At 59.5% G+C, this 24701-nt stretch carries 23 protein-coding genes; 19 read left to right on the forward strand and 4 right to left on the reverse strand.

Annotation, left to right across the window (positions count from 1 at the left end; all coding sequences use genetic code 11):
• Window positions 1-69 precede the first annotated feature (69 nt).
• Window positions 70-1224 (reverse strand): methionine adenosyltransferase, encoded by a 1155-nt coding sequence (gene metK, locus D5067_RS03935; protein ID WP_119936192.1) that lies wholly within the window; start codon window positions 1222-1224, stop codon window positions 70-72.
• Between the two features lie 492 nt (window positions 1225-1716).
• Here metK and yqgB point away from each other — a divergent pair, with 492 nt between their 5' ends.
• The 3 genes from yqgB (at window position 1717) to speB (ending at window position 5017) form a co-directional block, all read left to right on the forward strand.
• Complete coding sequence (gene yqgB / locus D5067_RS03940) at window positions 1717-1848, forward strand: acid stress response protein YqgB (RefSeq protein WP_127312443.1); 132 nt, start codon at window positions 1717-1719, stop codon at window positions 1846-1848.
• An 8-nt stretch (window positions 1849-1856) separates the two neighbouring features.
• Window positions 1857-3833, forward strand: a complete 1977-nt coding sequence (gene speA, locus D5067_RS03945; RefSeq protein ID WP_119936190.1) for a biosynthetic arginine decarboxylase — start codon at window positions 1857-1859, stop codon at window positions 3831-3833.
• A 263-nt stretch (window positions 3834-4096) separates the two neighbouring features.
• Window positions 4097-5017 carry an agmatinase gene (gene speB, locus D5067_RS03950; protein WP_006811917.1) on the forward strand — a complete coding sequence of 307 codons (921 nt, stop codon included), beginning with the start codon at window positions 4097-4099 and terminating at the stop codon, window positions 5015-5017.
• Window positions 5018-5020: 3 nt separating this feature from the next.
• On the opposite strand, the gene D5067_RS03955 is transcribed toward speB, so the two are convergent.
• On the reverse strand, window positions 5021-6232 hold the full coding sequence (locus D5067_RS03955; protein ID WP_119936189.1) for an MFS transporter: 1212 nt from the start codon (window positions 6230-6232) through the stop codon (window positions 5021-5023).
• A gap of 414 nt (window positions 6233-6646) precedes the next feature.
• Between D5067_RS03955 and D5067_RS03960 the strand changes: the two genes are divergently transcribed.
• The 14 genes from D5067_RS03960 to D5067_RS04025 all read left to right on the forward strand — a co-directional run bounded on the left by D5067_RS03960 (window position 6647) and on the right by D5067_RS04025 (window position 19342).
• Window positions 6647-6970 carry a Rieske (2Fe-2S) protein gene (locus D5067_RS03960; protein WP_023333340.1) on the forward strand — a complete coding sequence of 108 codons (324 nt, stop codon included), beginning with the start codon at window positions 6647-6649 and terminating at the stop codon, window positions 6968-6970.
• On the forward strand, window positions 6967-7275 hold the full coding sequence (locus D5067_RS03965) for a recombinase-like helix-turn-helix domain-containing protein (RefSeq protein WP_119936188.1): 309 nt from the start codon (window positions 6967-6969) through the stop codon (window positions 7273-7275). The genes D5067_RS03960 and D5067_RS03965 overlap by 4 nt, the downstream gene beginning before the upstream one ends.
• 10 nt (window positions 7276-7285) lie before the next feature.
• Complete coding sequence (locus D5067_RS03970; RefSeq protein ID WP_119936187.1) at window positions 7286-8308, forward strand: Rieske 2Fe-2S domain-containing protein; 1023 nt, start codon at window positions 7286-7288, stop codon at window positions 8306-8308.
• Complete coding sequence (locus D5067_RS03975) at window positions 8308-9057, forward strand: SDR family oxidoreductase (protein ID WP_119936186.1); 750 nt, start codon at window positions 8308-8310, stop codon at window positions 9055-9057. The genes D5067_RS03970 and D5067_RS03975 overlap by 1 nt, the downstream gene beginning before the upstream one ends.
• A gap of 12 nt (window positions 9058-9069) precedes the next feature.
• Entirely contained in the window at window positions 9070-9858 is a 789-nt protein-coding gene (locus tag D5067_RS03980; RefSeq protein ID WP_119936283.1) for an IclR family transcriptional regulator, read from the forward strand.
• A 78-nt stretch (window positions 9859-9936) separates the two neighbouring features.
• Window positions 9937-10863 (forward strand): VOC family protein, encoded by a 927-nt coding sequence (locus tag D5067_RS03985; protein WP_119936185.1) that lies wholly within the window; start codon window positions 9937-9939, stop codon window positions 10861-10863.
• Window positions 10860-12047 carry an NAD(P)/FAD-dependent oxidoreductase gene (locus D5067_RS03990; protein ID WP_119936184.1) on the forward strand — a complete coding sequence of 396 codons (1188 nt, stop codon included), beginning with the start codon at window positions 10860-10862 and terminating at the stop codon, window positions 12045-12047. Before D5067_RS03985 ends, D5067_RS03990 begins: the two co-directional genes overlap by 4 nt.
• 25 nt (window positions 12048-12072) lie before the next feature.
• Entirely contained in the window at window positions 12073-13329 is a 1257-nt protein-coding gene (locus D5067_RS03995) for an MFS transporter (RefSeq protein WP_119936183.1), read from the forward strand.
• A gap of 10 nt (window positions 13330-13339) precedes the next feature.
• Window positions 13340-13870, forward strand: a complete 531-nt coding sequence (locus tag D5067_RS04000; protein WP_119936182.1) for a cupin domain-containing protein — start codon at window positions 13340-13342, stop codon at window positions 13868-13870.
• Between the two features lie 9 nt (window positions 13871-13879).
• Complete coding sequence (locus D5067_RS04005) at window positions 13880-14650, forward strand: alpha/beta fold hydrolase (protein WP_119936181.1); 771 nt, start codon at window positions 13880-13882, stop codon at window positions 14648-14650.
• The gene (locus tag D5067_RS04010; RefSeq protein ID WP_119936180.1) at window positions 14634-15428 is read left to right on the forward strand and encodes an SDR family oxidoreductase; all 795 of its coding nucleotides are present in this window, start codon (window positions 14634-14636) and stop codon (window positions 15426-15428) included. The genes D5067_RS04005 and D5067_RS04010 overlap by 17 nt, the downstream gene beginning before the upstream one ends.
• Before the next feature lie 9 nt (window positions 15429-15437).
• A complete protein-coding gene (locus D5067_RS04015; protein ID WP_119936179.1) occupies window positions 15438-16208 on the forward strand; it encodes an aspartate dehydrogenase in 771 nt (256 codons plus the stop codon).
• A gap of 9 nt (window positions 16209-16217) precedes the next feature.
• Window positions 16218-17687, forward strand: a complete 1470-nt coding sequence (locus D5067_RS04020; protein ID WP_119936178.1) for an aldehyde dehydrogenase — start codon at window positions 16218-16220, stop codon at window positions 17685-17687.
• Window positions 17688-17701: 14 nt separating this feature from the next.
• Window positions 17702-19342, forward strand: a complete 1641-nt coding sequence (locus tag D5067_RS04025) for a thiamine pyrophosphate-binding protein (RefSeq protein WP_119936177.1) — start codon at window positions 17702-17704, stop codon at window positions 19340-19342.
• A gap of 89 nt (window positions 19343-19431) precedes the next feature.
• Here the strand turns inward: D5067_RS04025 and D5067_RS04030 are convergent, their stop codons facing one another.
• Entirely contained in the window at window positions 19432-20700 is a 1269-nt protein-coding gene (locus tag D5067_RS04030; RefSeq protein ID WP_119936176.1) for an OprD family outer membrane porin, read from the reverse strand.
• Window positions 20701-20910: 210 nt separating this feature from the next.
• A complete protein-coding gene (gene loiP / locus D5067_RS04035; RefSeq protein WP_119936175.1) occupies window positions 20911-21669 on the reverse strand; it encodes a metalloprotease LoiP in 759 nt (252 codons plus the stop codon).
• Between the two features lie 270 nt (window positions 21670-21939).
• On the opposite strand from loiP, the gene tkt reads away from it, so the two are divergent.
• Window positions 21940-23931: a transketolase gene (gene tkt / locus D5067_RS04040; RefSeq protein ID WP_119936174.1), complete on the forward strand. Its 1992-nt coding sequence runs from the start codon at window positions 21940-21942 to the stop codon at window positions 23929-23931.
• Between the two features lie 315 nt (window positions 23932-24246).
• Window positions 24247-24690: a PTS mannitol transporter subunit IIA gene (gene cmtB / locus D5067_RS04045; RefSeq protein WP_119936173.1), complete on the forward strand. Its 444-nt coding sequence runs from the start codon at window positions 24247-24249 to the stop codon at window positions 24688-24690.
• The last annotated feature ends 11 nt before the right edge of the window (window positions 24691-24701 follow it).

Below are 24701 nucleotides of genomic sequence, written 5' to 3' on the forward strand. Positions count from 1 at the left end.
AAGGCGCAGCTGCCACCCGACACAAAAAAGGCCAGCACAAAGGCTGGCCTGTTTAACGCTGCGAGTCGATTACTTCAGACCGGCAGCATCACGCAGCAGGGCGGCTTTGTCGGTTTTTTCCCATGGGAAATGTTCACGACCAAAGTGACCGTATGCCGCGGTTTCCTTGTAGATTGGGTGCAGCAGATCCAGCATCTGAATCAGGCCGTATGGACGCAGGTCGAAGAACTCGCGCACCAGCAGGGTCAGCTGTTCTGAAGGCACTTTTTCAGTACCGAAGGTTTCAACCATGATGGAGGTGGGTTCCGCCACGCCGATTGCGTAGGAAACCTGAATCTCACAGCGGTCAGCCAGGCCTGCAGCAACGATGTTTTTCGCAACATAACGTGCAGCGTATGCGGCAGAGCGGTCAACTTTAGACGGGTCTTTACCGGAGAACGCGCCGCCACCGTGACGCGCCATACCGCCGTAGGTATCAACGATAATTTTACGACCGGTCAGGCCGCAGTCGCCCATTGGTCCGCCGATAACGAAGCGTCCGGTTGGGTTGATGAAGAATTTTGTCGCAGAGCTCAGCCATTCGGTCGGCAGAACCGGCTTGATGATCTCTTCCATCACTGCTTCCTGCAGGGATTTCTGGTCAATATCTTCAGAGTGCTGGGTAGAGAGAACCACCGCATCAATACCGACGATTTTACCGTCGTCGTACTGGAAGGTGACCTGGCTTTTCGCATCCGGGCGCAGCCACGGCAGGGAGCCGTTTTTACGCACTTCAGCCTGACGCTGCACCAGACGGTGTGCGTAGGTGACAGGTGCTGGCATCAGCACGTCGGTTTCGTTGGTCGCGTAGCCGAACATCAGGCCCTGGTCGCCTGCGCCCTGTTCCAGCGGATCGGCACGGTCAACGCCCTGGTTAATGTCCGGGGACTGCTTGCCGATGGCGCTCAGTACCGCACATGAATTGGCATCAAAGCCCATATCAGAATGTACATAACCGATCTCACGCACCGTGTTGCGGGTGATCTCTTCGATATCAACCCATGCGCTGGTGGTGATCTCACCGCCAACCAGAACCATGCCGGTTTTGACATAGGTTTCACACGCTACGCGCGCTTTAGGATCCTGGGTCAGGATCGCATCCAGCACCGCATCGGAGATTTGGTCAGCAATTTTATCAGGATGTCCTTCTGATACGGACTCGGACGTAAACAGGTGTTTTGCCATTTTTTATTTCACCTAAGAGGAATTTGGTTAGCTCAAGCTGCTGTGTGGAATAGCCATAGGAGATAATTCTACCAAGGCCTGCAGGATTTTGACACTGGCAGTCTGAGTGTTAATCAGTATGGATGGATTAACATCTGGACGTCTATTTTAGGTCACTTCTTCACCCGATTTCCAGTTTTTTTTGACTCACCTCTCACTGCGTTGAAAACACGGCTGGAAATATTTCCTGACGGCGCTGGCAACGGGCGCATTTTTGTTTTGCTTTTTAGCCACCTTCTCGGTATAAAACGCGGCGCGCGGAACGCGATCGCGCAACCCGCATTTTAGTCTGCAAACCTGCCGATGTTAGACCCATCTCGGCGCTTCTCAGGATCTTCAGAGACGCTTGCGTGCTCTGAAAAACTGAACAAGGGCGCTCTTGTTTATACAAGAGTTTTCTCGTGGTTTCGCCGAACCTGTCATACAGAGTTCGGATACGTGTTTTACAATGATATGAATAAGAAACCGGTCGCACGGTCTGGATTTCAGCATACTCTGCTGGGAAACGGAGCCGTTTATGGGTTGTTATCGCCGTATAACGCTGCGATAGTAGTCAACTGTTTTACACTTAATACAAAGAGTTGAGGTTCGCTATGTCTGACGACATGTCTTCTTTTTCGCCTTCGTCAGCGGGCGAACAGGGTGTACTACGTTCTATGCAGGAGGTTGCGATGAGCTCCGAGGAAGCCAGCAAGATGCTGCGCACCTACAATATTGCCTGGTGGGGCAATAACTACTACGACGTCAACGAGCTGGGCCACATCAGCGTTTGCCCGGACCCTGACGTTCCTGACGCGCGCGTGGATCTCGCCAAGCTGGTGAAAGCCCGTGAAGCGCAGGGCCAGCGTTTGCCTGCACTGTTCTGCTTCCCGCAGATCCTGCAACATCGCCTGCGTTCCATCAACGCCGCCTTCAAGCGCGCGCGTGAATCCTACGGCTATAAAGGCGACTACTTCCTGGTTTACCCGATCAAGGTCAACCAGCACCGCCGCGTGATTGAATCCCTGATCCACTCCGGCGAACCGCTGGGCCTGGAAGCAGGCTCTAAAGCGGAACTGATGGCCGTTCTGGCGCACGCGGGCATGACCCGTTCGGTGATCGTCTGTAACGGCTATAAAGACCGTGAATACATTCGACTGGCGCTGATTGGCGAAAAGATGGGCCACAAGGTCTATCTGGTTATCGAGAAGATGACCGAAATCGCTATCGTGCTGGAAGAGGCCGAGCGTCTGAACGTCATCCCGCGCCTCGGCGTGCGTGCGCGTCTGGCGTCGCAGGGTTCCGGTAAATGGCAGTCCTCCGGCGGCGAAAAATCCAAGTTCGGCCTTGCGGCGAACCAGGTGCTTCAGCTGGTGGAAATCCTGCGCGAGCGCGGTCGTCTGGACAGCATTCAGCTGCTGCACTTCCACCTCGGCTCGCAGATGGCCAACATTCGCGACATCGCCACCGGCGTGCGTGAATCGGCGCGTTTCTACGTTGAGCTGCACAAGCTCGGCGTGAATATTCAGTGCTTCGACGTGGGCGGCGGCCTGGGCGTGGACTACGAAGGTACCCGCTCGCAGTCCGACTGCTCCGTGAACTACGGCCTGAACGAATACGCTAACAACATCATCTGGGCGATTGGCGATGCCTGTGAAGAGAACGGCCTGCCGCACCCGACGGTGATCACCGAATCCGGCCGCGCGGTGACCGCGCACCATACGGTGCTGGTCTCTAATATCATCGGCGTTGAGCGTAGCGAAATCACCGAAGCGACGCCTCCGGCAGACGATGCCCCGCGTTCCCTGCAAAGCATGTGGGAAACCTGGCAGGAGATGCACGAGCCGGGCACGCGACGTTCCCTGCGTGAATGGCTGCACGACAGCCAGATGGACCTGCACGATATTCACGTGGGCTACTCTTCAGGCACCTTTAGCCTGCAGGAGCGCGCGTGGGCGGAGCAGCTCTATCTCAACATGTGCCATGAAGTGCAGAAGCAGCTCGACCCGAGCAACCGCGCGCACCGTCCGATTATCGACGAGCTGCAGGAGCGTATGGCGGACAAAATGTACGTCAACTTCTCGCTGTTCCAGTCGATGCCGGATGCCTGGGGTATCGACCAGCTGTTCCCTGTTCTGCCGCTGGAAGGGCTGAACCACGCTCCGGAACGTCGTGCGGTGCTGCTGGACATCACCTGCGACTCTGACGGCGCTATCGACCACTACGTTGACGGCGACGGTATTGCAACGACGATGCCAATGCCGGAGTACGACCCGGAGAACCCGCCGATGCTGGGCTTCTTTATGGTCGGCGCGTATCAGGAGATCCTCGGCAACATGCACAACCTGTTCGGTGATACCGAAGCGGTTGACGTGTTCGTCTTCCCTGACGGCAACGTGGAAGTTGAGCTGTCTGATGAAGGGGACACCGTGGCGGACATGCTCGAATACGTTCAGCTGGATCCGAAAAAACTGCTCACCCAGTTCCGCGACCAGGTGAAAAACACCGGTCTGGACGACGCGCTGCAGCAGCAGTTCCTGGAAGAGTTTGAAGCGGGTCTGTACGGGTACACCTACCTGGAAGACGAGTAAGGCATCCGCCTTTCCCCTCACCCCAGCCCTCTCCCCAAAGGGGAGAGGGTGTTCAATTTCCCTCTCCCCTTTGGGGAGAGGGTTAGGGTGAGGGGCAAAGACCGCACAATGCCCTATACTCTCTTGAACCCGTATGAATTACCGGCGATAATTCGCCCCAATTAGCGATTTACGAATCAATCCCTTCCTCGTCGGGCTTAACGACGCGGAAGGGATTTTTTTTCATCTGTTTTTAATGTATCGACTTTATAAGAGGTCAGGACATGAGCACTTTAGGTCATCAGTACGATAACTCTCTGGTATCTAACGCGTTTGGTTTTTTACGCCTTCCAATGAACTTCCAGCCGTACGACAGCGACGCTGACTGGGTGATCACCGGCGTACCGTTCGACATGGCAACGTCCGGTCGCGCGGGCGGGCGTCACGGCCCGGCAGCAATCCGTCAGGTGTCTACTAACCTGGCATGGGAGCACAACCGCTTCCCGTGGAACTTCGACATGCGCGAGCGCCTGAACGTGGTGGACTGCGGTGACCTGGTGTACGCCTTCGGCGACGCGCGTGAAATGAGTGAAAAGCTGCAGGCGCACGCCGAGAAGCTGCTGGCAGCCGGCAAGCGCATGCTCTCCTTCGGCGGTGACCACTTCGTGACCCTGCCGCTGCTGCGCGCCCACGCAAAGCACTTCGGTAAAATGGCGCTTGTGCACTTTGATGCGCATACCGACACTTATGCGAACGGCTGTGAGTTCGACCACGGCACCATGTTCTACACCGCGCCGAACGAAGGCCTGATCGACCCGAACCACTCGGTGCAGATCGGTATCCGCACAGAGTTCGACAAAGACAACGGCTTCACCGTGCTGGACGCGGGCCAGGTTAACGATCGCGGCGTGGACGATATTCTGGCTCAGGTTAAGCAGATCGTCGGCGACATGCCTGTCTACCTGACCTTTGACATCGACTGCCTGGATCCGGCGTTTGCACCTGGTACCGGTACCCCGGTCATCGGCGGCCTGACCTCAGACCGCGCGATCAAGCTGGTCCGCGGCCTGAAGGATCTGAACATCGTCGGAATGGACGTGGTAGAAGTGGCTCCGGCCTATGACCAGTCCGAGATCACCGCGCTGGCCGCGGCGACCCTGGCGCTGGAAATGCTCTACATTCAGGCGGCGAAAAAAGGCGAATAAGCCTTACGCGCTCACTGCTGCTGCGCGACGCATGCGCAGCAGCAGCATTCCGCCCGCCAGCAGGGTGATAACCTGCGACACCACCAGAACCGAAAAGCCTGAGCTTACCGACCCCACCGATTTCATCACCATCCCCATCAGCAGCGGAATAAACGCCGCGCAGATATTGCCGATCCCATTAATAATGCCGTACGCGCTGCCCACCGCCTCCCGCGCGGCGTGATGCTGGATCACCGCAGGAATAGCCGCCCCCTGAAGCCCCCAGAACACGTTGGCAGACAGCATAAACAGCGCGAGCCATGCGGGCTGATGGCTGAGCATCAGGGCTACCACGGAGAGTGCCGTCAGCGTGCCGCCCACCACAAACAGCACCGGGGCCTGCTCCGGACGCATTTTGTCGAGCAGCACGCCGCCCAGAAACTTTGACCCCAGGCTCAGCAGGAAGGGAATGGCCGCAAGCATGCCCGTCGCGTGCAGCGAGAAGTGGTGTTCATCACGCAGCCATGCGGGCAGCCACGCGCTGCTGCCCCACAGATAGCTCAGCGTGGCGATTTCAACCAGCAGGATCCTGCCCAGCAGCGGCGTTTGCCAGGCCAGCGTGAAGGTGCGAACAAACCCCGGTTTTTTCATCGTCACCGGGCTACGCGGCGCGGGCAGAAAACGCCAGATGAGCCCGCCGCCCAGCACCAGATTCATCACCGCCAGCGCGTAAAAAGACCCGGCCCAGCCCAGATTCGCCATCAGCCAGGTGACCAGCGGAAAGCCCACGGCCAGCCCGAGAGAGACGCCCAGCGCGGTGACGGCGTTGGGTTTGCCGATCTCTTGCGCGCTAAAGTTATCGCTGATAAAGCGCGTTTTCAGCGAAAAGAGCGGCCCTTCGGCAATGCCTAAAATCAGGCGTGCGACGAGCATCCCCATCAGCGAGCCAAGCAGCGGTGAAACCGCGCAGACCACGGCCCAAATCGCAATGCTGCTTAACAATCCCTGCCGGTAATGGAGCTTGCTTTCAATAACCGGCGTTAATAATAAAGCCGAAAAGCCATAACCCAGCAGAAAGCAGGTCATCAGCATTCCCTGTAACATTCTGTTTTCATTTAGCTGAAAATGTTCGGCAAATTCCGGATTTAAAATCATTACCGAGATATTTACCCGGTCGATGTAGGAAATAATAATCAGTAATAACAGTGCGATTGTGCCTTGCCATCTTGCCGTCATCATGCCCGCCTTACGCTTTTATCTGTTTATATTTTTATCAGTGTGATTGTCACGGGGCTAAAATGGTTCATGGGTGAAACTCATTGTTTATTAACAATAAATAAAAATTAAGTTTCACAGGTGAAACACTGAAGATGTGACGTTACTTTATTTTTAAGGAACAAAAAGAAAAGAAGTCAATATGTTTTATTAAAAATGACAGGCCATTAAGAAATCGTATTTATCACGGCGTAATAATGAAAATTTCATATCGCTGCATTTTTTCGTGATCCTTTGCACACTTAGTTAATTAATTGCCGATCGATTAACAAATTCTTCACACTTGCGCTTGACGAAACATTCATCGCTTTTATATTGACCGTATTAAATAAGAAACAGAGTTTCATATATGAAACAAAAGCCTGGAGGATCGTGATGAGCTGGATAGGCGTATGTGACGCAGAACAAGTACAGGAAGATTTCCCTTTTAGCGGCAGCGTAGACGGCAAAGAGATCGGCGTTTACCTGATTGACGGTGAATATTACGCGCTGGAAGACGTATGCCCGCACGCTTATGCCCTGCTGAGCCAGGGCTTTGTGGAGGACGGAAAAGTTGAATGTCCCCTGCATGAGGCGGTATTCGACGTTAAAACCGGCCAGTGCCTGCACGGTCCCGGCGGCCGGAACCTCAACCGCTACCCGGTACGGGTCTTTGAAAATCAAATCCAGATAACCTTCGTTGAGGAGACGGTGGCATGAGCGACACCCTGAATTTTAACCCGGCGCTGCCGGAAAGCCGCCAGTTTACCCCGCCGGCAGAGGGCGGTAACGGCGCAATCCACAAGCCGGGTGATTACACCAACCTGATCTGGCAGACCCGCAGCCGCGAGCCGGAAAGCTGGGAAGTGAATCTTATCGCCACGCTGGAAGAACTCTTTGAACAGGGCGTTGAAACCCTACCGGAGCTGGTCAACGGGCTGAACGCGGTGCGCATGCACGACCAGCAGGGCGAGCCGTGGAGCGACGCCAGCTTCCAGGCATTCTTACAGGTTAACGGCTACTGAGGGCAACGCGATGACGACGACCGTACAAAACTATCTCGATAAAGGCCTGCGCGGCCTCTGGTATCCGGTACTGGCAAGCTGGGAAGTGCAGTCTGCTCCTGTGGGCATCACCCGCCTGGGCGAGCAGATTGTGGTCTGGCGCAACAAAGACGGCCAGCTGCAGGCGCTGGAAGACCGCTGCCCGCACCGCGGCGCGCGCCTGTCGATGGGCTGGAACCTCGGCGACCGCATCGCCTGCTGGTATCACGGCGTGGAGGTGGCGGGCAACGGCGAAGTAAAGGACGTGCCCGCCGTGGACAAATGCCCGCTGGTCGGCCAGCAGTGCGTGCGCAGCTATAACGTGCAGGAGGCGCACGGCGCCATCTTCCTCTGGTTCGGCGTTACCGCTGACCAGCAGCCGGACGAGCTGACCTTCCCGGATGAACTTGCCGACACGGAGAACTTCAGCAACTTCCTCTGCACCGCCGCGTGGAAGTGCAACTACCAGTATGCGCTGGAAAACGTGATGGACCCGATGCACGGCACCTATCTGCATTCGTCCTCGCACTCGATGGCGGAAGGGGATCGCAAGGCCGACATGGTGCTCCAGCCGACCAAAACCGGCTTTATTTTCGAGAAAAAAGGGCAGAGCGGCGTCAACTTCGACTGGGTGGAGCTGGGCAACAGCGGCACCTGCTGGATGCGCCTCTCCATTCCGTACAAGAAGCGCTTCGGACCTGGCGGCCACTTCTTCATCGTCGGCATGGTGGTGCCGGAAGATAACGACAACTGCCGCGTCTTCTTCTGGCGCATCCGCCGCGTGCAGGGCTGGCAGCGCGATATGTGGCGCTTCATGTACCGCAACCGTCTGGAAAAACTGCACTGGGAAGTGCTGGAGCAGGACCGCGTGGTGCTGGAAAGCCTGGCCCCAAACGCCCGCGACCATGAATATCTCTACCAGCACGACGTTGGCCTTTCCCGCCTGCGCCGCATGATGCAAAAGGCCGCAAAAGAGCAGATGGCCGCGCGCGAAGAACAGCAGGGTGCCGCCTGATGAACGGGCTGCTGAGCGGAAAGCGCATCGTGGTGACCGGCGCCGCGCGCGGGCTGGGCTACCACTTTGCCAAAGCCTGCGCGGAGCAGGGTGCGAAGGTAGTGATGTGCGACATCCTCCAGGGCGAGCTGGCCGAAAGCGCCCACGGGCTGAGCGAGCAGGGCTATGCGATCGAATCGCACGCTATCGATCTGGCCGATCCGCATTCTATTGAGCAGGCGTTTAGCGCCATTGGCGAGCAGGGGCCGATTGACGGCCTGGTCAACAACGCGGCGATGGCGACCGGCGTGGGCGGCAAAAATATGCTCGATTACGATCCGGACCTGTGGGACCGCGTGATGAGCGTGAACGTCAAAGGCACCTGGCTGGTCACGCGCGCCGCGGTGCCGCTGCTTCGCGAAGGGGCGGGCATTGTGAACGTGGCGTCCGACACCGCGCTGTGGGGCGCGCCGCGCCTGATGGCCTACGTCGCCAGCAAGGGCGCAGTGATTGCCATGACCCGCTCGATGGCGCGCGAGCTTGGCGAAAAGCGCATTCGAATCAACGCCATCGCGCCGGGCCTGACCCGCGTCGAGGCAACCGAATATGTGCCCGCCGAACGCCATCAGCTCTACGAAAACGGCCGCGCGCTCGCGGGGGCGCAGCAGCCGGAAGACGTCACCGGCAGCGTGGTCTGGCTGTTAAGCGATCTGTCGCGGTTCATCACCGGACAGCTGATCCCGGTCAACGGCGGTTTTGTCTTTAACTGAGGTATGGCGATGATGGCAAACGATCGGGAAGTGAAGTATCTGGTGCCGGGGCTGGAGCGCGGTTTACAGCTGCTGTTGGCCTTTGGCGAGCAGCATCGCGAACTGACCTTTGCCGAGCTGCACCGGCTGGTGGATATGCCGAAGGCGACCGCCTACCGCGTAGTGCAGACGCTGGAATATATGGGGTTTCTGGAGCGTAACGCGCGCACCAACACCTTCTCGCTGGGCATGAACGTGCTGCGCCTGGGCTTTGAGTACATCGCCTCGCTTGACGTGGCGCAGGTTGGCCAGCCGGTCATCGAGCAGCTGCGCGACCTGAGCCAGTGCAGCAGCCACCTGGCGATCCGCGACGGGCGCGACATTATCTACATCGCCCGCGTCAGCGCCGCCGGATCGCGCATTAATCAGGTCAGCATCGGCACCCGCCTGCCGGTGCACTGCACCTCGCTGGGCCGTATGCTGCTGACCGATATTTCCCGCGCCGAGTTTGAACAGCTGTTCCCGCACGAGCGCCTGCCGGGCAACGCGCCGGGGCAGCTTCACGATCGCGAAGCCCTGTGGCAGATGGTGCAGCAGGACAAAGCCCGCGGGTACGTGATCGGCGAATCCTTCTTCCGCCACGGCATCTCCTCCATCGTCTACCCGGTGTATGACCGAAGCGGACGCGTGGCGGCGGTGGTCAGCATTCTGGTGCCGTCGGAGGAGATCCCGCAGACCGACCGCGAGCGCCTGCAAAACGAGGTTCGCCTCGCGGCGGATAAAATTTCTGGCTTCTTAGGGTATCTGTCACAGGCCAGTTAAATCAGTGAGTTAACGTCAGGCGCTTTGCTGCGTCGGGCATGTTTTACGCCCAATTTGGGCCAGATGAGGCAACGAACGATGAGTGTAACCGGAATTGAAAAGCTGGAATTTGGCGTAGAAGACCTGACGCACTGCGCCAAATTTATGCGTGATTTTGGCCTGACGGGCGATGCCAGCGGCCAGCGTTTTACCACCCTGAGCGGCGCGCGCGTGGAGCTTAACCCCATCGACAGCCCCGACCTGCCGCCGGCGTTTGAGGCGGGCAACACCCTGCGCCGCATGACCTGGGCGGTTGCCAGCCGGTCAGATTTGGACGCGCTGCGCCCGAAGCTGGCGCAGCAGCCCGGCTTTCGCGAGGTGGGCGACGCGCTGGAGTGCCTCGACCCGAACGGCATGACGCTGCGTGTTCAGGTGACCCAGCAGACCGACGTGGAGCTTAACGTCGAGCCGATTAACCAGTGGGGCGACGCCCGCCGGATCGACACCCCCAGCCCGGTTTACGATCGCGCCCAGCCGATCAACGTAGGGCACGTGGTGTTCTTCGTGGAGGAGCTGGCGGCGGTAGAAAAGTTCTACCGCGAGGTGCTCGGCTTCCAGGTTTCTGACCGCTACATCAACCGCGCCGTGTTCCTGCGCTGCGGCGCGCGCGGCGGCCATCACAACCTGTTCCTGCTGCAGCTGCCGAACCGCAGGCGCGGCCTGAACCACGTGGCCTTCACCGTGCGCGACATCCATGAGGTGATCGGCGGCGGCATCGCGATGAATAAAAATGACTGGAGCACCTTTATCGGGCCGGGCCGCCATCCGGTGTCGTCGGCGTACTTCTGGTACGTCAACAGCCCGACCGGCGGCGCGTTCGAGTATTACACCAACGACGACTACCTGACCGAGAACTGGCAGCCGCGCGAGCTGGAGCACTCGCTGGTCTCCTTTACCGAATGGGCGGTGGAAGGTGGGATTGACCACGACACGCGCCGCCAGCAGAAAAAGCCGGAGGCGGTATGACGTCGCGCATTGTCATTATCGGCGGCGGCCAGGCGGGCGGCTGGGCGGCGAAAACCCTTCGCGACGAAGGCTTCGAGGGCGAGATTTGCGTGGTGGCAGAAGAGGCGTGGGATTTCTACGAGCGTCCTCCGCTTTCAAAAGCGTCTCTGCTGGAGCCGGACGCGGCGCTCCCGAGACTGTTTACCGACGAGGCGCAGCGGGCGCTGAACCTGACCTGGCGCCGTCCGCTGCGCGCGGAGCAGATCGACCGCGAGGCGAAAACGGTGCGTTTGAGCAACGGTGAACGCCTTAGTTACAACATCCTTTTGATCGCCACCGGAGGGCGGGCGCGCCTGCCGGGTGAGGCGTGGGCAGCGCATCCGCAGGTCTATACCCTGCGCCACTGGCATGACGCGCAGCGCCTTAAAGCGCGTCTCGCGGAAAGCCAAACTCTGGCGATTGTCGGCGGCGGCTGGATCGGCCTGGAGATTGCCGCGTCCGCGCGCAGGAGCGGCGTGACGGTCACCCTGTTCGAGCAGCAGCCCGCGCTGTGTATGCGCTCGGTAAGCGGCGAGGTGTCGCAGCGCTTAGAGGCACTCCATCGCGAGCAGGGCGTGGATATCCGTACCGGCTGCGGCGCGCTGGAGCTGGAGGACGATAACGGCCTGCCGGTTATCCACTGCGACGGCCAGCGTGAAACCTTTGATGCGGTGGTGGTGGGGATCGGCGTCGATCTCAACCTGGAGCTGGCCCGCGATGCGGGGCTGAAAACCGAGCGCGGGATCGTCGTGGATGCCCAGGGGCGAACGTCCGATCCGTTCATCTTTGCCGCGGGCGATGTGGCCCAGCACCATCGCTACGGCCTGTGCATTCAGTCGTGGGCGTTTGCCCAAAATCAGGCGGTGGCGACGGCGAAAGCGATGCTCAACCCCGATGCGCCGGGCTACGACGACGCGCCGTGGCTGTGGTCGGATCAATACCAGCACAACATTCAGATCCTGGGCATTCCGCAGCCGGGGAGCACAACGGTAGCGCGCGAAGATTCGCTGTTCTTCTCGCTGGACGAGAGTGGGCGGCTGACGCAGCTGGTGGCGTTCGACGATGCGCGCACCGTCAAGCTGGCGAAGCGCTGGATGGCGGCGGGGCGGGATCTGTCCGACGTGCCGCTCGGCGACCCGACCTTTTCACTGATGTCACTGCGATAGCTAACCCGCACCCGTAGGGGGAGAGATGACCACATTAGAGACCAACGCCGCGCCCGTTGAGGCAAGCGGTGAGGGAACCCGCACGCCTGAAAAAGCGGTGCGCTGGGCCATCCCGCTGTCGCTGCTGGCCTGCGTGCTGCTGGCGTTTTTCGACAAAATCAGCATTGCGGCGCTGTTTTCCGACACCCATTTCCAGCAGGCGATGGGCATCGATTTCGACACCACGCGCCTCGGCATTCTGATGAGCGCCTTCCTGCTGAGCTACGGCTTTTCGTCGGTGTTTTTAAGCGGACTGGGCGACAAGATTGCGCCGCTGCGCCTGCTCACCGGAATGATGGCGGTGTGGTGCGTGCTGATGGTGGCGATGGGCTTCACCCATAACTACACGCTGATGATCGTCCTGCGCATTCTGCTGGGCGTGGCGGAAGGGCCGCTGTTCCCGCTGGCCTTCGCCATCGTGCGCCACAACTTCCCGCAGCATCTGCAGGCGCGCGCCACCATGCTCTGGCTGCTGGGCACGCCGGTGGGCGCGGCGATCGGTTTTCCCCTTTCCATCTGGCTGCTGAATACCTTCGGCTGGCAGAGCACCTTCTTCGTGATGGCAATGCTCACCGTGCCGGTGCTTCTCTTTGTGCGCATCGGCCTGCGCGGGATCCGCCTGGAGGCGAAGCCCGGCACTTCGCAGGCGTCTCAGGACGAACGCCGTGCCGCGCGGCGCGAGCTGTTCGTCAGCCCGCACTTCTGGATTATCTGCATCTTTAACATCGCCTTCCTGACCTACCTGTGGGGCATCAACGGCTGGCTGCCGGGCTACCTGATTAAGGGCAAGGGCATTCATCTGGAGCACGCGGGCTGGCTGTCGTCGATGCCGTTCATCGCCATGCTGGCGGGGGAGGTCATTGGCGCGTGGCTTTCGGACAGGGTCGATAAGCGCGCGGCGGCCTGCTTTATCTCGATGGCGGGCGCGGCGGTGGGGCTTACGGCCGTAATGCACCTCGATTCCCCGCTGGCCGTTATCGCGGCGATGAGCTTCAGCACCTTTATGTGGGGCACCGGCGCGCCCAACATTTTCGCCCTGCTGGCGAAGGCCACCCATCCGCGGGTGAGCGCCACGGCGGGCGGTATTTTCAACGGGCTGGGAAACTTTGCGGGCGCGCTGTCGCCGGCGGTGATGGGCGCGCTTATTGCCTTCACCCACAGCATGGATTCCGGGCTGATTTTTCTGGCGGTGATGGCGGCGGTGGGCTGCGTCCTGTTACTGCCGCTGCTGAGACGTTACTGAGGAGAGTGTCATGACTGATTCAACCGTAACCAACACTTCAGGCATCAAACCTGACCACCTGACGATGGAAGAGTGGGTCGAGTCGCGCATCGCGCGCTTCGAGGGCCGCAAGTACGACTGGAACGCGCTGAAGTTCCAGGCCGACTTTGACCCGAAATACCGCCGGGCGCAGATGCGCTACATCGGCACCGGCGCAACGGGCGTGGCGAACGACACCAACACCGTGCAGGCGGACCATTTTACCTTCTCCACCATGGTGCTGCCGTCGAAGTGCGAAGGGCCGCTGCACCTGCACGACGACGTGGAAGAGGTGTTCTTCATGCTTAAAGGGCAGATCACGCTGATGATCCAGGACGGTGATAACTACACCGAAACCGTGCTGCGCGAGCGTGACCTGATCTCCGTTCCTGCGGGCATCTATCGCGGCCTGTTTAACCACGGGGAAGAAGAGGCGCTGATGTGCGTCATGCTGGGGACTAACAGGCCGGAAATCCCGACCTACCCCGCCGATCATCCGCTTTCCAAAGTGAAGCGGAACTAAGGGGGCATGATGACGGGTTTTCGTGAACAGGGTAGCGGCATTCCGCTGATGCTGCTGCACGGCATCAGCTCGGGCGCGGCCTCCTGGCACAAGCAGATGGCGCTGGACGGTTATCGCGTGCTGGCGTGGGACATGCCCGGCTATGGCGAAAGCCCGATGCTGGCCGTAGAGCGGGCAAGCGCGGGGGATTACGCCGACGCGCTGGCGGCGATGCTTGACCGTGCGGGCGTCTGGCAGGCGGTGCTGGTCGGCCATTCGCTCGGCGCGCTGGTCGCCAGCGCCTTTGCGGCGAAGTTCCCGGATCGCGTCATCCATCTGGTGCTGGCAGACGCCGCGCAGGGCTACGGCAACGCCGCGCCGGAGCAGCGCGAGCAGGTCTGGCGCAGCCGCGAACAGCAGATGGCGCTGGGCGGCGACATTCTCGCGCAGACCCGCGCCGCGAAGCTGCTGCGCCCCGGCGCGCGTGCGCAAGATGTTGCCACCGTGGCGTCAGGAATGCGCAAGCTGCGCCCGGAAGGCTACCTCGCCGCCGCGTGGATGCTGGCGCATGACGATATCCACGGCTGGCTCTCGCGCTACTCCGGCAATTTTGAAGTCTGGTGCGGCGAGCAGGATGCAATCACGCAGCCCGAGCTGGTGCAGGGGCTGGCGCTGCGCTACGGCATGCCGTTTGTCGCCATTCCGCAGGCCGGGCACGCCAGCTATCTCGATAACGACGCGTTTTTTAACCAACAGCTTTTACGCATTAACGAAGAGGTGCGCGATGAATGCACACATTGACGGCCGCGTGGCGGTCGTTACCGGCGGTTCGTCCGGCATTGGCTTTGAAACGCTGCGCCTGCTGCTGGGCGAGGGGGCAAAAGTGGCTTTCTGCGGCCGCGATCCGGACCGTCTCGCCAGCGCCCGCGCGGCGCTGCAAAACGACTACCCCGACGGGGAGATTTTCGCGTACCGCTGCGACGTGCTGAAAGCCGACGAGATTCAGGCCTTCGCGGACGCGGTGCAGGCCCGCTTTGGCGGGGCGGATATGCTGATCAACAACGCCGGGCAGGGCTACGTGGCGCACTTCCACGACACCCCTCGCGAGGCGTGGCTGCACGAGGCCGAGCTGAAGCTGTTCGGGGTGATCAACCCGGTGCAGGCGTTTCAGCCTCTGCTGGAGCAGTCCGACATCGCCTCTATCACCTGCGTGAACTCCCTGCTGGCGCTGCAGCCGGAGGAGCACATGATCGCCACCTCCGCCGCCCGCGCCGCGCTGCTGAACATGACGCTCACGCTTTCCAAAGAGCTGGTGGGCAAGGGCATTCGCGTCAATTCCATTCTGCTCGGCATGGTGGAGTCCGGGCAGTGGCAGCGCCGCTTTGAGAACCGGGCGGACAAAAGCCAGAGCTGGCCGGAGTGGACGGCAGATATCGCGCGCAGGCGCGGCATTCCGATGGCGCGCCTCGGCAAGCCGCAGGAGCCCGCGCAGGCGCTGCTTTTCCTCGCCTCGCCGCTGGCCTCGTTTACCACCGGCGCCGCGCTGGACGTTTCCGGCGGCTTCTGCCGCCACCTGTAAGGACGCATCATGAAAAAGGTTATGTTAATTGGGTTTGGCGCCATGGCGCAGGCGGTGATTGAGCGTCTGCCTGCGGGCGTCGCGATCGGCTGGATCGTCGCGCGTGAGTCTCACCACGCGGCGATCCGCGCGCAGTTTGGCGATGACGTGGTGGCGCTGGCCTCCCCGATGGACTGCGCGCAAAGCCCCGATCTGGTGCTGGAATGCGCCAGCCAGCAGGCGGTGGCGCAGTATGGCGAAGCGATTTTAGGGCGCGGCTGGCATCTGGCAGTGATCTCCACCGGTGCGCTGGCGGACAGCGCGCTGGAGCAGCGCCTGCTCGCGGCGGGCGGCAGGCTGACGCTGCTCTCCGGCGCGGTTGCCGGTATCGACGGGCTGGCGGCGGCGAAAGAGGGCGGGCTTGAACGCGTGACCTATCAGTCGCGTAAAAGCCCGGCCAGCTGGCGCGGCAGCTACGCCGAGCAGCTTATCGATCTCAATTCTGTTTCTGAAGCAAAAGTCTTCTTCGAGGGCAGCGCCCGCGAGGCGGCGCGCCTGTTCCCGGCCAACGCCAACGTGGCGGCGACCGTGGCGCTCGGCGGCGTGGGGATGGACAACACCCGCGTGCAGCTGATGGTCGACCCGACAACGAAGCGCAACACCCACACGCTGCACGTGGAAGGCATGTTCGGCGAGTTCCATCTGGAGCTGAGCGGCCTGCCGCTGGCATCTAATCCTAAAACCTCCACCCTGGCGGCACTGAGCGCGGTGCGCGCCTGCCGCGAGCTGGCCCTGAGCTGAGGAGTGACGATGGACGATCTTAAGATTTTTATCGGCGGCCAGTGGCGACGCGGCGGCGGCAGCCCGATGCAGAGCCACTTCCCGGCTGACGGGTCGCTTAACGCGACGTTAAATGCGGCAAGCCTCGACGATCTGCAGGACGCGATTGAGGCCGGAGAGCAGGCCTGGCGCAATCCGGCGTGGCGCAGCAGCCTGCCGCACGTTCGCGCGAAGATCCTGCACAAGGTTGCCGATCTGATTGAGTCCCGCGTGGACGAACTGGCGCAGATGCAGAGCCGCGATAACGGCAAGCCGCTGGCGGAAGCGCGCGGGCTGGTAATGAGCGCGGCGGGAACGGCGCGCTACTTTGCCGCCGCCTGCGAGCTGCTGGAAGGGGAACTACCCACGCCGCGCCAGCCGGATCTGCTGACGCTGAGCCGCTATGAGCCGCTCGGCGTGGTAGCGGCCATCACGCCGTGGAATTCGCCGATTGCCAGCGAGATGCAGAAGGTCGCGCCGGCCATTGCTGCCGGTAACGCGGTGATCCTCAAGCCCGCCGAAGCCACGCCGCTGATGGCGCTGGAGCTGGCGCGGATTTTCGAACAGGCCGGGCTGCCCGCCGGGCTGCTGAGCGTGCTGCCGGGCAAAGGTTCGGTGATTGGCGATGCGCTGGCGCGTCACCCTAAAGTGCGAAAAATTTCCTTTACCGGCGGCACCACCACGGGCCGTCATCTGGCGCACGTGGCGGCGGAAAAGCTGATCCCGGCCTCGCTGGAGCTGGGCGGCAAATCGCCGACCATCGTGCTGGAGGATGCTGATATCGAACAGGCCGCACGCGGGATCTGCTATGGCATTTTCAGCTCGGCGGGGCAGGCGTGTATCGCCGGATCGCGGCTGTTTATCCACGAGAGCATTTACGCCCCGCTGATGGCGAGGCTGCTGGAATTAACTCGCGGGCTGCGCGTCGGACACCCGTTTACCGACGGCGTGCATGTCGGACCGCTGATCGGCGAAAAACATCGCCAGAGCGTGATCGAGTACGTCGAACTGGCGAAGCGTGAAGGGGGCCGCGTGCTGTGCGGCGGTGAGATACCCGCCGATCCCGCTCTGGCGAACGGCAGCTTCTTCCTGCCCACGATTATCGAGGGGCTGAGCAACGGCGCCCGCGCGTGCCGGGAGGAGATCTTCGGCCCGGTGCTGGTGACGATGCCGTTTCGCGATGAAGCCACGCTTATCCGCGAGGCGAACGACTCGGTTTACGGCCTGGCGGCGGGGATCTGGACCCGCGATACGGGGCGTGCCCTGCGGTTAAGCGACCAGCTGGAAGCGGGAACCGTGTGGATCAACACCTACAAAGTTTTTGCGATTTCGACCCCGTTCGGGGGCTTTAAAGAGAGCGGTCTGGGCCGCGAAAAGGGCATTCAGGGGCTGAAAGCCTGGATGCAGCAAAAGAGCATATATCTGGCGACGGGTAACAGCGTCAACCACTGGTGCGACTGAGAAAAGGGTGAGCAATGAGCGAAATGATAACCGTCGGCGACGCCATCGCCAGAACGCTGGAGCAGTATCAGGTTGAGGCCATCTACGGCGTCATCTCCATTCACAACCTGCCGATCGCGGATGCGGTTGGGCAGCGCGGGAACATCCGCTTTGTGCCCGCGCGGGGCGAGGCGGGGTCCGTCACCATGGCCGACGCCCACGGGCGCTTTTCCGGCCTCGGCGTGGCGCTGACCAGCACCGGCGCGGGCGCAGGTAACGCGGTAGGCGCGCTGGTGGAAGCCATGAACGCCTGCACGCCGCTGCTGCATTTAACCGGACAGGTGGAGAAAGCGTGGCTGGATGCCGACACCGGGTTTATCCACGAAACCCGCGATCAGCTGACCTTCCTCAAGGCCAGCTCAAAGCGGGCGTACCGCATCAGCAACGCTAACCAGGCGATGGCCATTCTGCATAAAGCCATTCAGGAGGCGCAGACGCCGCCGTGCGGGCCTGTCTCGGTGGAAATCCCGATTGATATTCAGGGTGCCAAAATCCCCCTATCGCTGGTGACCGCGCCGATTAAACCGGCGTCGGTTGCGAGCGTGGATGCGGCCGTTGTCGATACGCTGTGGACGCAGCTTAAGCAGGCAAAACAGCCGCTGCTGTGGCTGGGGGGCGGGGCGCTGGGCAGCGCTGACGCGGTGAAAAAGCTGGCGGATGCGGGCATCACCGTGATTTCCAGCACCCACGCGCGCGGCGTGCTGCCGGACGGCCACCGCGCCAGCCTGCGGGCGTTCCACAACTCGCCGTCGGTGGAGGCGCTCATTGCGCAGTGTGATTTTACGCTGGTCGCCGGTTCACGTCTGCGCAGCAACGAAACCCGCTCCTGGACGCTTGAGCTGCCGTCCCCGCGCGTGCAGATTGATATCGACCCGGCGGCGGCCAGCCGTAACTACCTGATGGACAACACGCTGGTCGCCGACTGTTCCGCCTTGCTTGGCGCGCTTGCAGACAAAATTCAGGGCCGCGAGTGGGGCTGTGCCCGATGGGATGCGCAGGTGCAGCAGGCGGTTGAGCAGGCCGGGCAGGGGCTGCGCGAGCAGTGCGGCGCCTACGCGAAGCTCAACGACGCCATCGAGAAGGCGCTGCCCAAGGACGGCCTGCTGGTGCGCGATATTACCGTCTCCGGCAGCCTGTGGGGCAGCCGACTGTTCCGCGCCAACGGTCCGCTAATGAACATTCACTCTCTCGCCGGGGCGATTGGCATGGGCCTGCCGATGGCGATTGGCACCGCGATTGCCAACCCGCAGCGTAAGGTGGTGGGGCTGGTGGGCGACGGCGGTCTGAGCCTGAACCTGGGCGAGCTGGCGACGCTGGCGCAGGAGAGAGCCAACGTGACGCTGCTGGTCATGAACGACGGCGGCTACGGCGTGATGCGCGGTATTCAGGATAAGTATTTCGGCGGGCGTCAGTATTACAACGAACTGCATACGCCGGACTTTACCCTGCTGGCGCAGGCAATTGGCCTGCAGGCGTGGAGCGTTGAGCGGGCCGAGGATTTTGATGCGGTGATGACGGAGGCGCTGGCGATGCCGGGGCCGTCGGTGGTGGAAGTGAGGATGGGGCAGATTGGCGCGCTGAAGTTTGCGGGGCCGCCGCAGAAGACGCTTTACTAGCTGTTTCCACTCACCCCAACCCTCTCCCACAGGGAGAGGGTGAAAACTGTAGGCCGGGTAAGGCGAAGCCACCACCCGGCTTTTTTTCATCAGAACACGTTAAACGGGTATTCCACGTAGGCGCGGATCTCATCCCCGCCCACGTTATAGTCGCTGGCGTTGCTGGAGACGCGCAGCACGGAATAGCGCAGTTTCAGCTTCAGATCTTTCGCCGGGCCGTCCTGCACCTGGTACTGGACCTGGTTAAACCACTCGTGCTCTTTGCCGTTGCTGGTTTCAGACGTTTTAATGTTGTCGCCGCGGACGTAGGCCGTGGTCCAGCTCAGGCCCGGCAGGCCGAGGCCGCCGAAGTCCAGACCGTACGACGCCTGCCATGAGCGTTCATCTTCGCCGTTGAAATCAGACCAGTAGGAGTTTGCCAGCCAGATGGTGTTGCCGCCGTCACCCACGCCACCCCGATCGCGGTAGCCTCCGTAGTTGTAGCCGGTGCTGCCGCTGCTCTGCTGGTACGCCACCTTGAAGGTGTGAATATCCCAGATATAGCTCGCCGCCAGGCTCCAGATGGTGTTGCTGCGCCCGGTGTCCAGGCTGTCTGCGTAGCCCTGATCCAGACGCGAGTTGTAGCCGTTGAAGTCGAGCACCAGCTGCTGCCCGGTGCTGAACGGCTGTTTGAAGTTCATGCCCAGATACTGCTTGTTCATTACCTCTTCGTTATGAGAGGCATACAGCGCGCCGCTGAACTGGTCGTTGAACTGGTAGCTCGCGCCGCCGAAGGAGAAGCGCTTCAGGCCGCTGTCGTGGCGATCGTCGCTTTTACGCTGCTGGTCGGTGAAGTAGCCTGCGTTGACTTCCAGACCGTCGATCTCTTTGGAGGTCAACATCGTACCGGTGTAGCTTTCAAACAGCAGTCGGGAGCTGTCGGCATTGACGATGGGCAGCTCAGGACGCTGGTTTCCGTAGCTCAGCACGGTGTTGGAGATGCGCATTTTGGCCGTCGCGCCAAACTTAGCCAGATCGGATTTTGCCCGGCCGTCGTCTTCCTGCTTGAAGAAGTCGATGCCGCCCGCGCCGCTCTTGCCGCGGCCTCCATCCAGACGCACGCCATACTGTGCAATGCCGTCCACGCCGAAGCCCACCAGCCCTTCGGTGTAACCGGATTCAAAGGTGGCGATGATGCCCTGGCCCCATTCGGCTTTATCCTGCTGGCCCTGATGATAATCACGGCTGATATACGCATTGCGTAAAAACAGGTCTAAATGGCTGTCGTCAATAAAACCCTGGCTGTCAGATTGCTGGCTTGCAGCGACGGGTAATGCGGCAAATAAGCTTAAAGCGATTAACGATAATTCTTTTTTCACGGAGGGAACGTCTCTGTCTGAATATAGTAATTTAATTAACTGCGCGTTTGATAATTACCGGAAAGGTTAACGATTGCAATAATTATGTGACCAGGTATTTCAGCGGTGGAACGTAGATTCTGCGGGGGCTGGAGAGCTGTTATCGATACGTGCGGTTAAATTGGCAATTCATGCGAAATAAAAGGGAGGCAACCGTGCCTCCCGATAATATTATTTAATTCCGTCAGCGGCCATGCGGTCGCGAATATGCTGCGCGCGCTCAACCGAGGCCGGGTGATCGTCAAACATGGAGCTTTGACGGCCCTCTTCCAGCTTGGCCAGTTTTTCGAAGCTGGTGGCTAAACCTGATGGATTGATGCCGCGTTTGCGCAACAGATCGTAGGAGTAGTCGTCCGCCTCGGACTCCTGGCGCTGGGAGAACTGCGAGTTGACCAGCTTCTCGCCCATGTCGCCAATCTGAGACTGAGACAGGCTGCCGACGATGCCGCCCGCGGAGGCCGCCGCCGCACGAACGGCGTTAGTACCCAGCGCAACCTGCATGCCTTTCTTCACGTGGCCGAGCGCGACGTGGCCCATTTCGTGGCCGATAACCGCTTCAACTTCGTTGTCGGTCATCATGTCCATCAGCCCGCTGTATACGCGGATACAGCCGTTTGCCATCGCGAAGGCGTTCACGTCTTTCGCCACGTAGACTTTATAGTTCACCGGCTGGCCGTTGATGTTGTCGCCCAGGGCGGAAGCAATCTTATTCAGACGCTGCGTATAGGTACTGTTAGCCGGGGCGAGGGTGGCTTTTGCATCCATATCTTTACAGGCCTGGTCGCTCAGCGTTTTAACCTGCTCATCGCTCAGGGAATACGCCTGGAAGGCCTCGGCCCCTGACGACATCAGACCGTTAGAATCCATATTTTGACAGCCGCTCAGCAGGAGCGTTGTACCCAGGGCCAGCACTATTGCACGCATTTTCATTATGTTGCTTCCGTACTCGTTAATCTGAATAAAATCCGAAAAGTGCACCGTCAGCGAAGCCGGTGAGGCTAAGTATAAGGAATATCGACAGGGGCGGGCGAGTAGATTGCGCAACATGCGAGCATGATCCAGAGATTTCTTAACACGCAAAAGAATGCTCCATGTACATGACTTGCGGCTTGGGTTACATTGTTGGCACTTTTTTCCGGCGTAGCCCAAAACGCGCTGTCGTCAAGGGCATGGCCTTTAACAGTCCGATCTGGAGTTAAAATGTCCTCACGTAAAGAGCTTGCTAATGCTATTCGTGCGCTGAGCATGGACGCAGTACAGAAAGCCAAATCCGGCCACCCAGGGGCCCCTATGGGTATGGCTGATATCGCCGAAGTCCTGTGGCGTGATTTCCTGAACCACAACCCGCAGAACCCGTCATGGGCTGACCGCGACCGTTTCGTGCTGTCCAACGGCCACGGCTCTATGCTGATCTATAGCCTGCTGCACCTCACCGGCTACGACCTGCCAATCGAAGAGCTGAAAAACTTCCGCCAGCTGCACTCCAAAACCCCGGGTCACCCGGAAGTGGGTTACACCGCTGGCGTTGAAACCACCACCGGCCCGCTGGGTCAGGGTATTGCTAACGCTGTGGGTATGGCGATTGCCGAGAAGACCCTTGCGGCACAGTTCAACCGCCCTGGTCACGATATCGTTGACCACTTCACCTACGCGTTCATGGGCGACGGCTGCATGATGGAAGGCATTTCTCACGAAGTGTGCTCCCTGGCAGGTACCCTGAAGCTGGGCAAACTGGTTGCGTTCTATGACGACAACGGTATCTCCATCGACGGTCACGTTGAAGGCTGGTTCACTGACGACACCGCAGCACGTTTCGAAGCCTACGGCTGGCACGTTGTGCGTGGCGTTGATGGCCACGATGCTGACTCGATTAAACGTGCGGTAGAAGAAGCGCGTGCGGTCACGGATAAACCATCCCTGCTGATGTGCAAAACCATCATCGGCTTCGGTTCTCCTAACAAAGCGGGTACGCATGATTCCCACGGCGCACCGCTAGGTGATGCGGAAATCGCGCTGACCCGTGAAGCGCTTGGCTGGAACCACCCTGCATTCGAAATCCCGTCTGACATCTATGCGCAGTGGGATGCAAAAGAAGCGGGTCAGGTGAAAGAAGCGGCCTGGAATGAGAAATTCGCGGCCTATGCGAAAGCGTTCCCACAGGAAGCGGCTGAGTTCACCCGTCGTATGAAAGGCGACATGCCGTCTGACTTCGACGCGAAAGCGAACGAATTCATCGCTAAGCTGCAGGCGAACCCGTCCAAAATCGCCAGCCGTAAAGCGTCCCAGAATGCGATCGAAGCGTTCGGTCCGCTGCTGCCTGAATTCCTCGGCGGCTCCGCTGACCTCGCGCCTTCTAACCTGACCATCTGGTCTGGTTCTAAAGCAATCAACGAAGATACCGCCGGTAACTACATCCATTACGGCGTGCGTGAATTCGGCATGACCGCGATTGCGAACGGTATCTCCCTGCACGGTGGTTTCCTGCCGTACACTTCTACCTTCCTGATGTTCGTCGAATATGCACGTAACGCCGTGCGTATGGCTGCGCTGATGAAACAGCGTCAGGTGATGGTCTACACCCACGACTCCATCGGTCTGGGCGAAGATGGCCCTACTCACCAGCCGGTAGAGCAGGTGGCTTCCCTGCGTGTGACCCCGAACATGAGCACATGGCGCCCATGTGACCAGGTTGAATCCGCAGTGGCGTGGAAATACGGCGTTGAGCGTCAGGACGGCCCAACCGCACTGATCCTCTCCCGTCAGAACCTGGCCCAGCAGGATCGTACCGAAGAGCAGCTGGCAAACATCGCGCGCGGTGGCTACGTGCTGAAAGACTGTGAAGGCCAGCCAGAGCTGATCTTTATCGCGACCGGTTCTGAAGTTGAGCTGGCCGTAGCGGCGTGGGACAAACTGTCTGCCGAAGGCGTTAAGGCGCGCGTGGTTTCCATGCCGTCTACCGACGCGTTCGACAAGCAGGATGCCGCTTACCGTGAATCCGTTCTGCCTAAAGCGGTATCCGCTCGCGTGGCAGTGGAAGCGGGTATCGCTGACTACTGGTTCAAATACGTGGGCCTGAACGGCGCCATCGTCGGGATGACCACCTTCGGTGAGTCTGCTCCGGCAGAGCTGCTGTTCGAAGAGTTCGGCTTCACCGTTGAGAACGTAGTCGCTAAAGCGAAAGAGCTGCTGTAATCCTCTTTGTAAGGCAAAACGGGTCGCTAAGGCGGCCCGTTTTTATGTTCAAGATGAATTATGTTTGAATAAACAATCCTTTTTTAGTGACCTTCATCCCAATTATGCAATGTAGTCACCTTTATAAGATGCAATCAAGATCACATAAACACACTTGCTTTTTTATTTATACATTACAACAAACTGTTTTTATTGCTTTTAATAAAACAGAGAAGTAAGCCTTCGCTCATTCCTCCCCGTTTGATTTCATTCCACCGCAGGCGTATTTTATTTTTAGCGATACGTTGTACCCTAAAAATAAAATAAGGATTATATATGCGGCTAATTGATTATTTCCCTGAATCCTCTATTTCAATAAAACCTGTAGCACAAAACTGGCAGGAGGCTATTGATTTTTCCATGTCGTCATTGCTGCAACATCATTATATCAATGCTGAATATATTGAGGCGATTAAAAGCTCGACGCTTATCAATGGTCCCTATTATATCCTGGCGCCGGGCGTAGCAATGCCCCATGCACGTCCGGAGTGTGGTGCATTAAAAACAGGTATGTCATTAACGCTTCTTAAACAGGACGTGCAATTTTCGAAAGAAGATGAACCCGTAAAGTTACTCATTGGTTTATCGGCGGCGGATGCGGATTCACATATCGGTGCTATTCAGGCCTTAAGCGAATTATTATGTGATGAAGATAGTCTGTCAGCATTGTTAACCGCTAAATCAGAAAAACAGCTGGCGGATATTATCGCTCACGCATAATTATTTTTTCC

Source organism: Enterobacter huaxiensis, from assembly GCF_003594935.2.
Taxonomy (GTDB): Bacteria; Pseudomonadota; Gammaproteobacteria; order Enterobacterales; family Enterobacteriaceae; genus Enterobacter; species Enterobacter huaxiensis.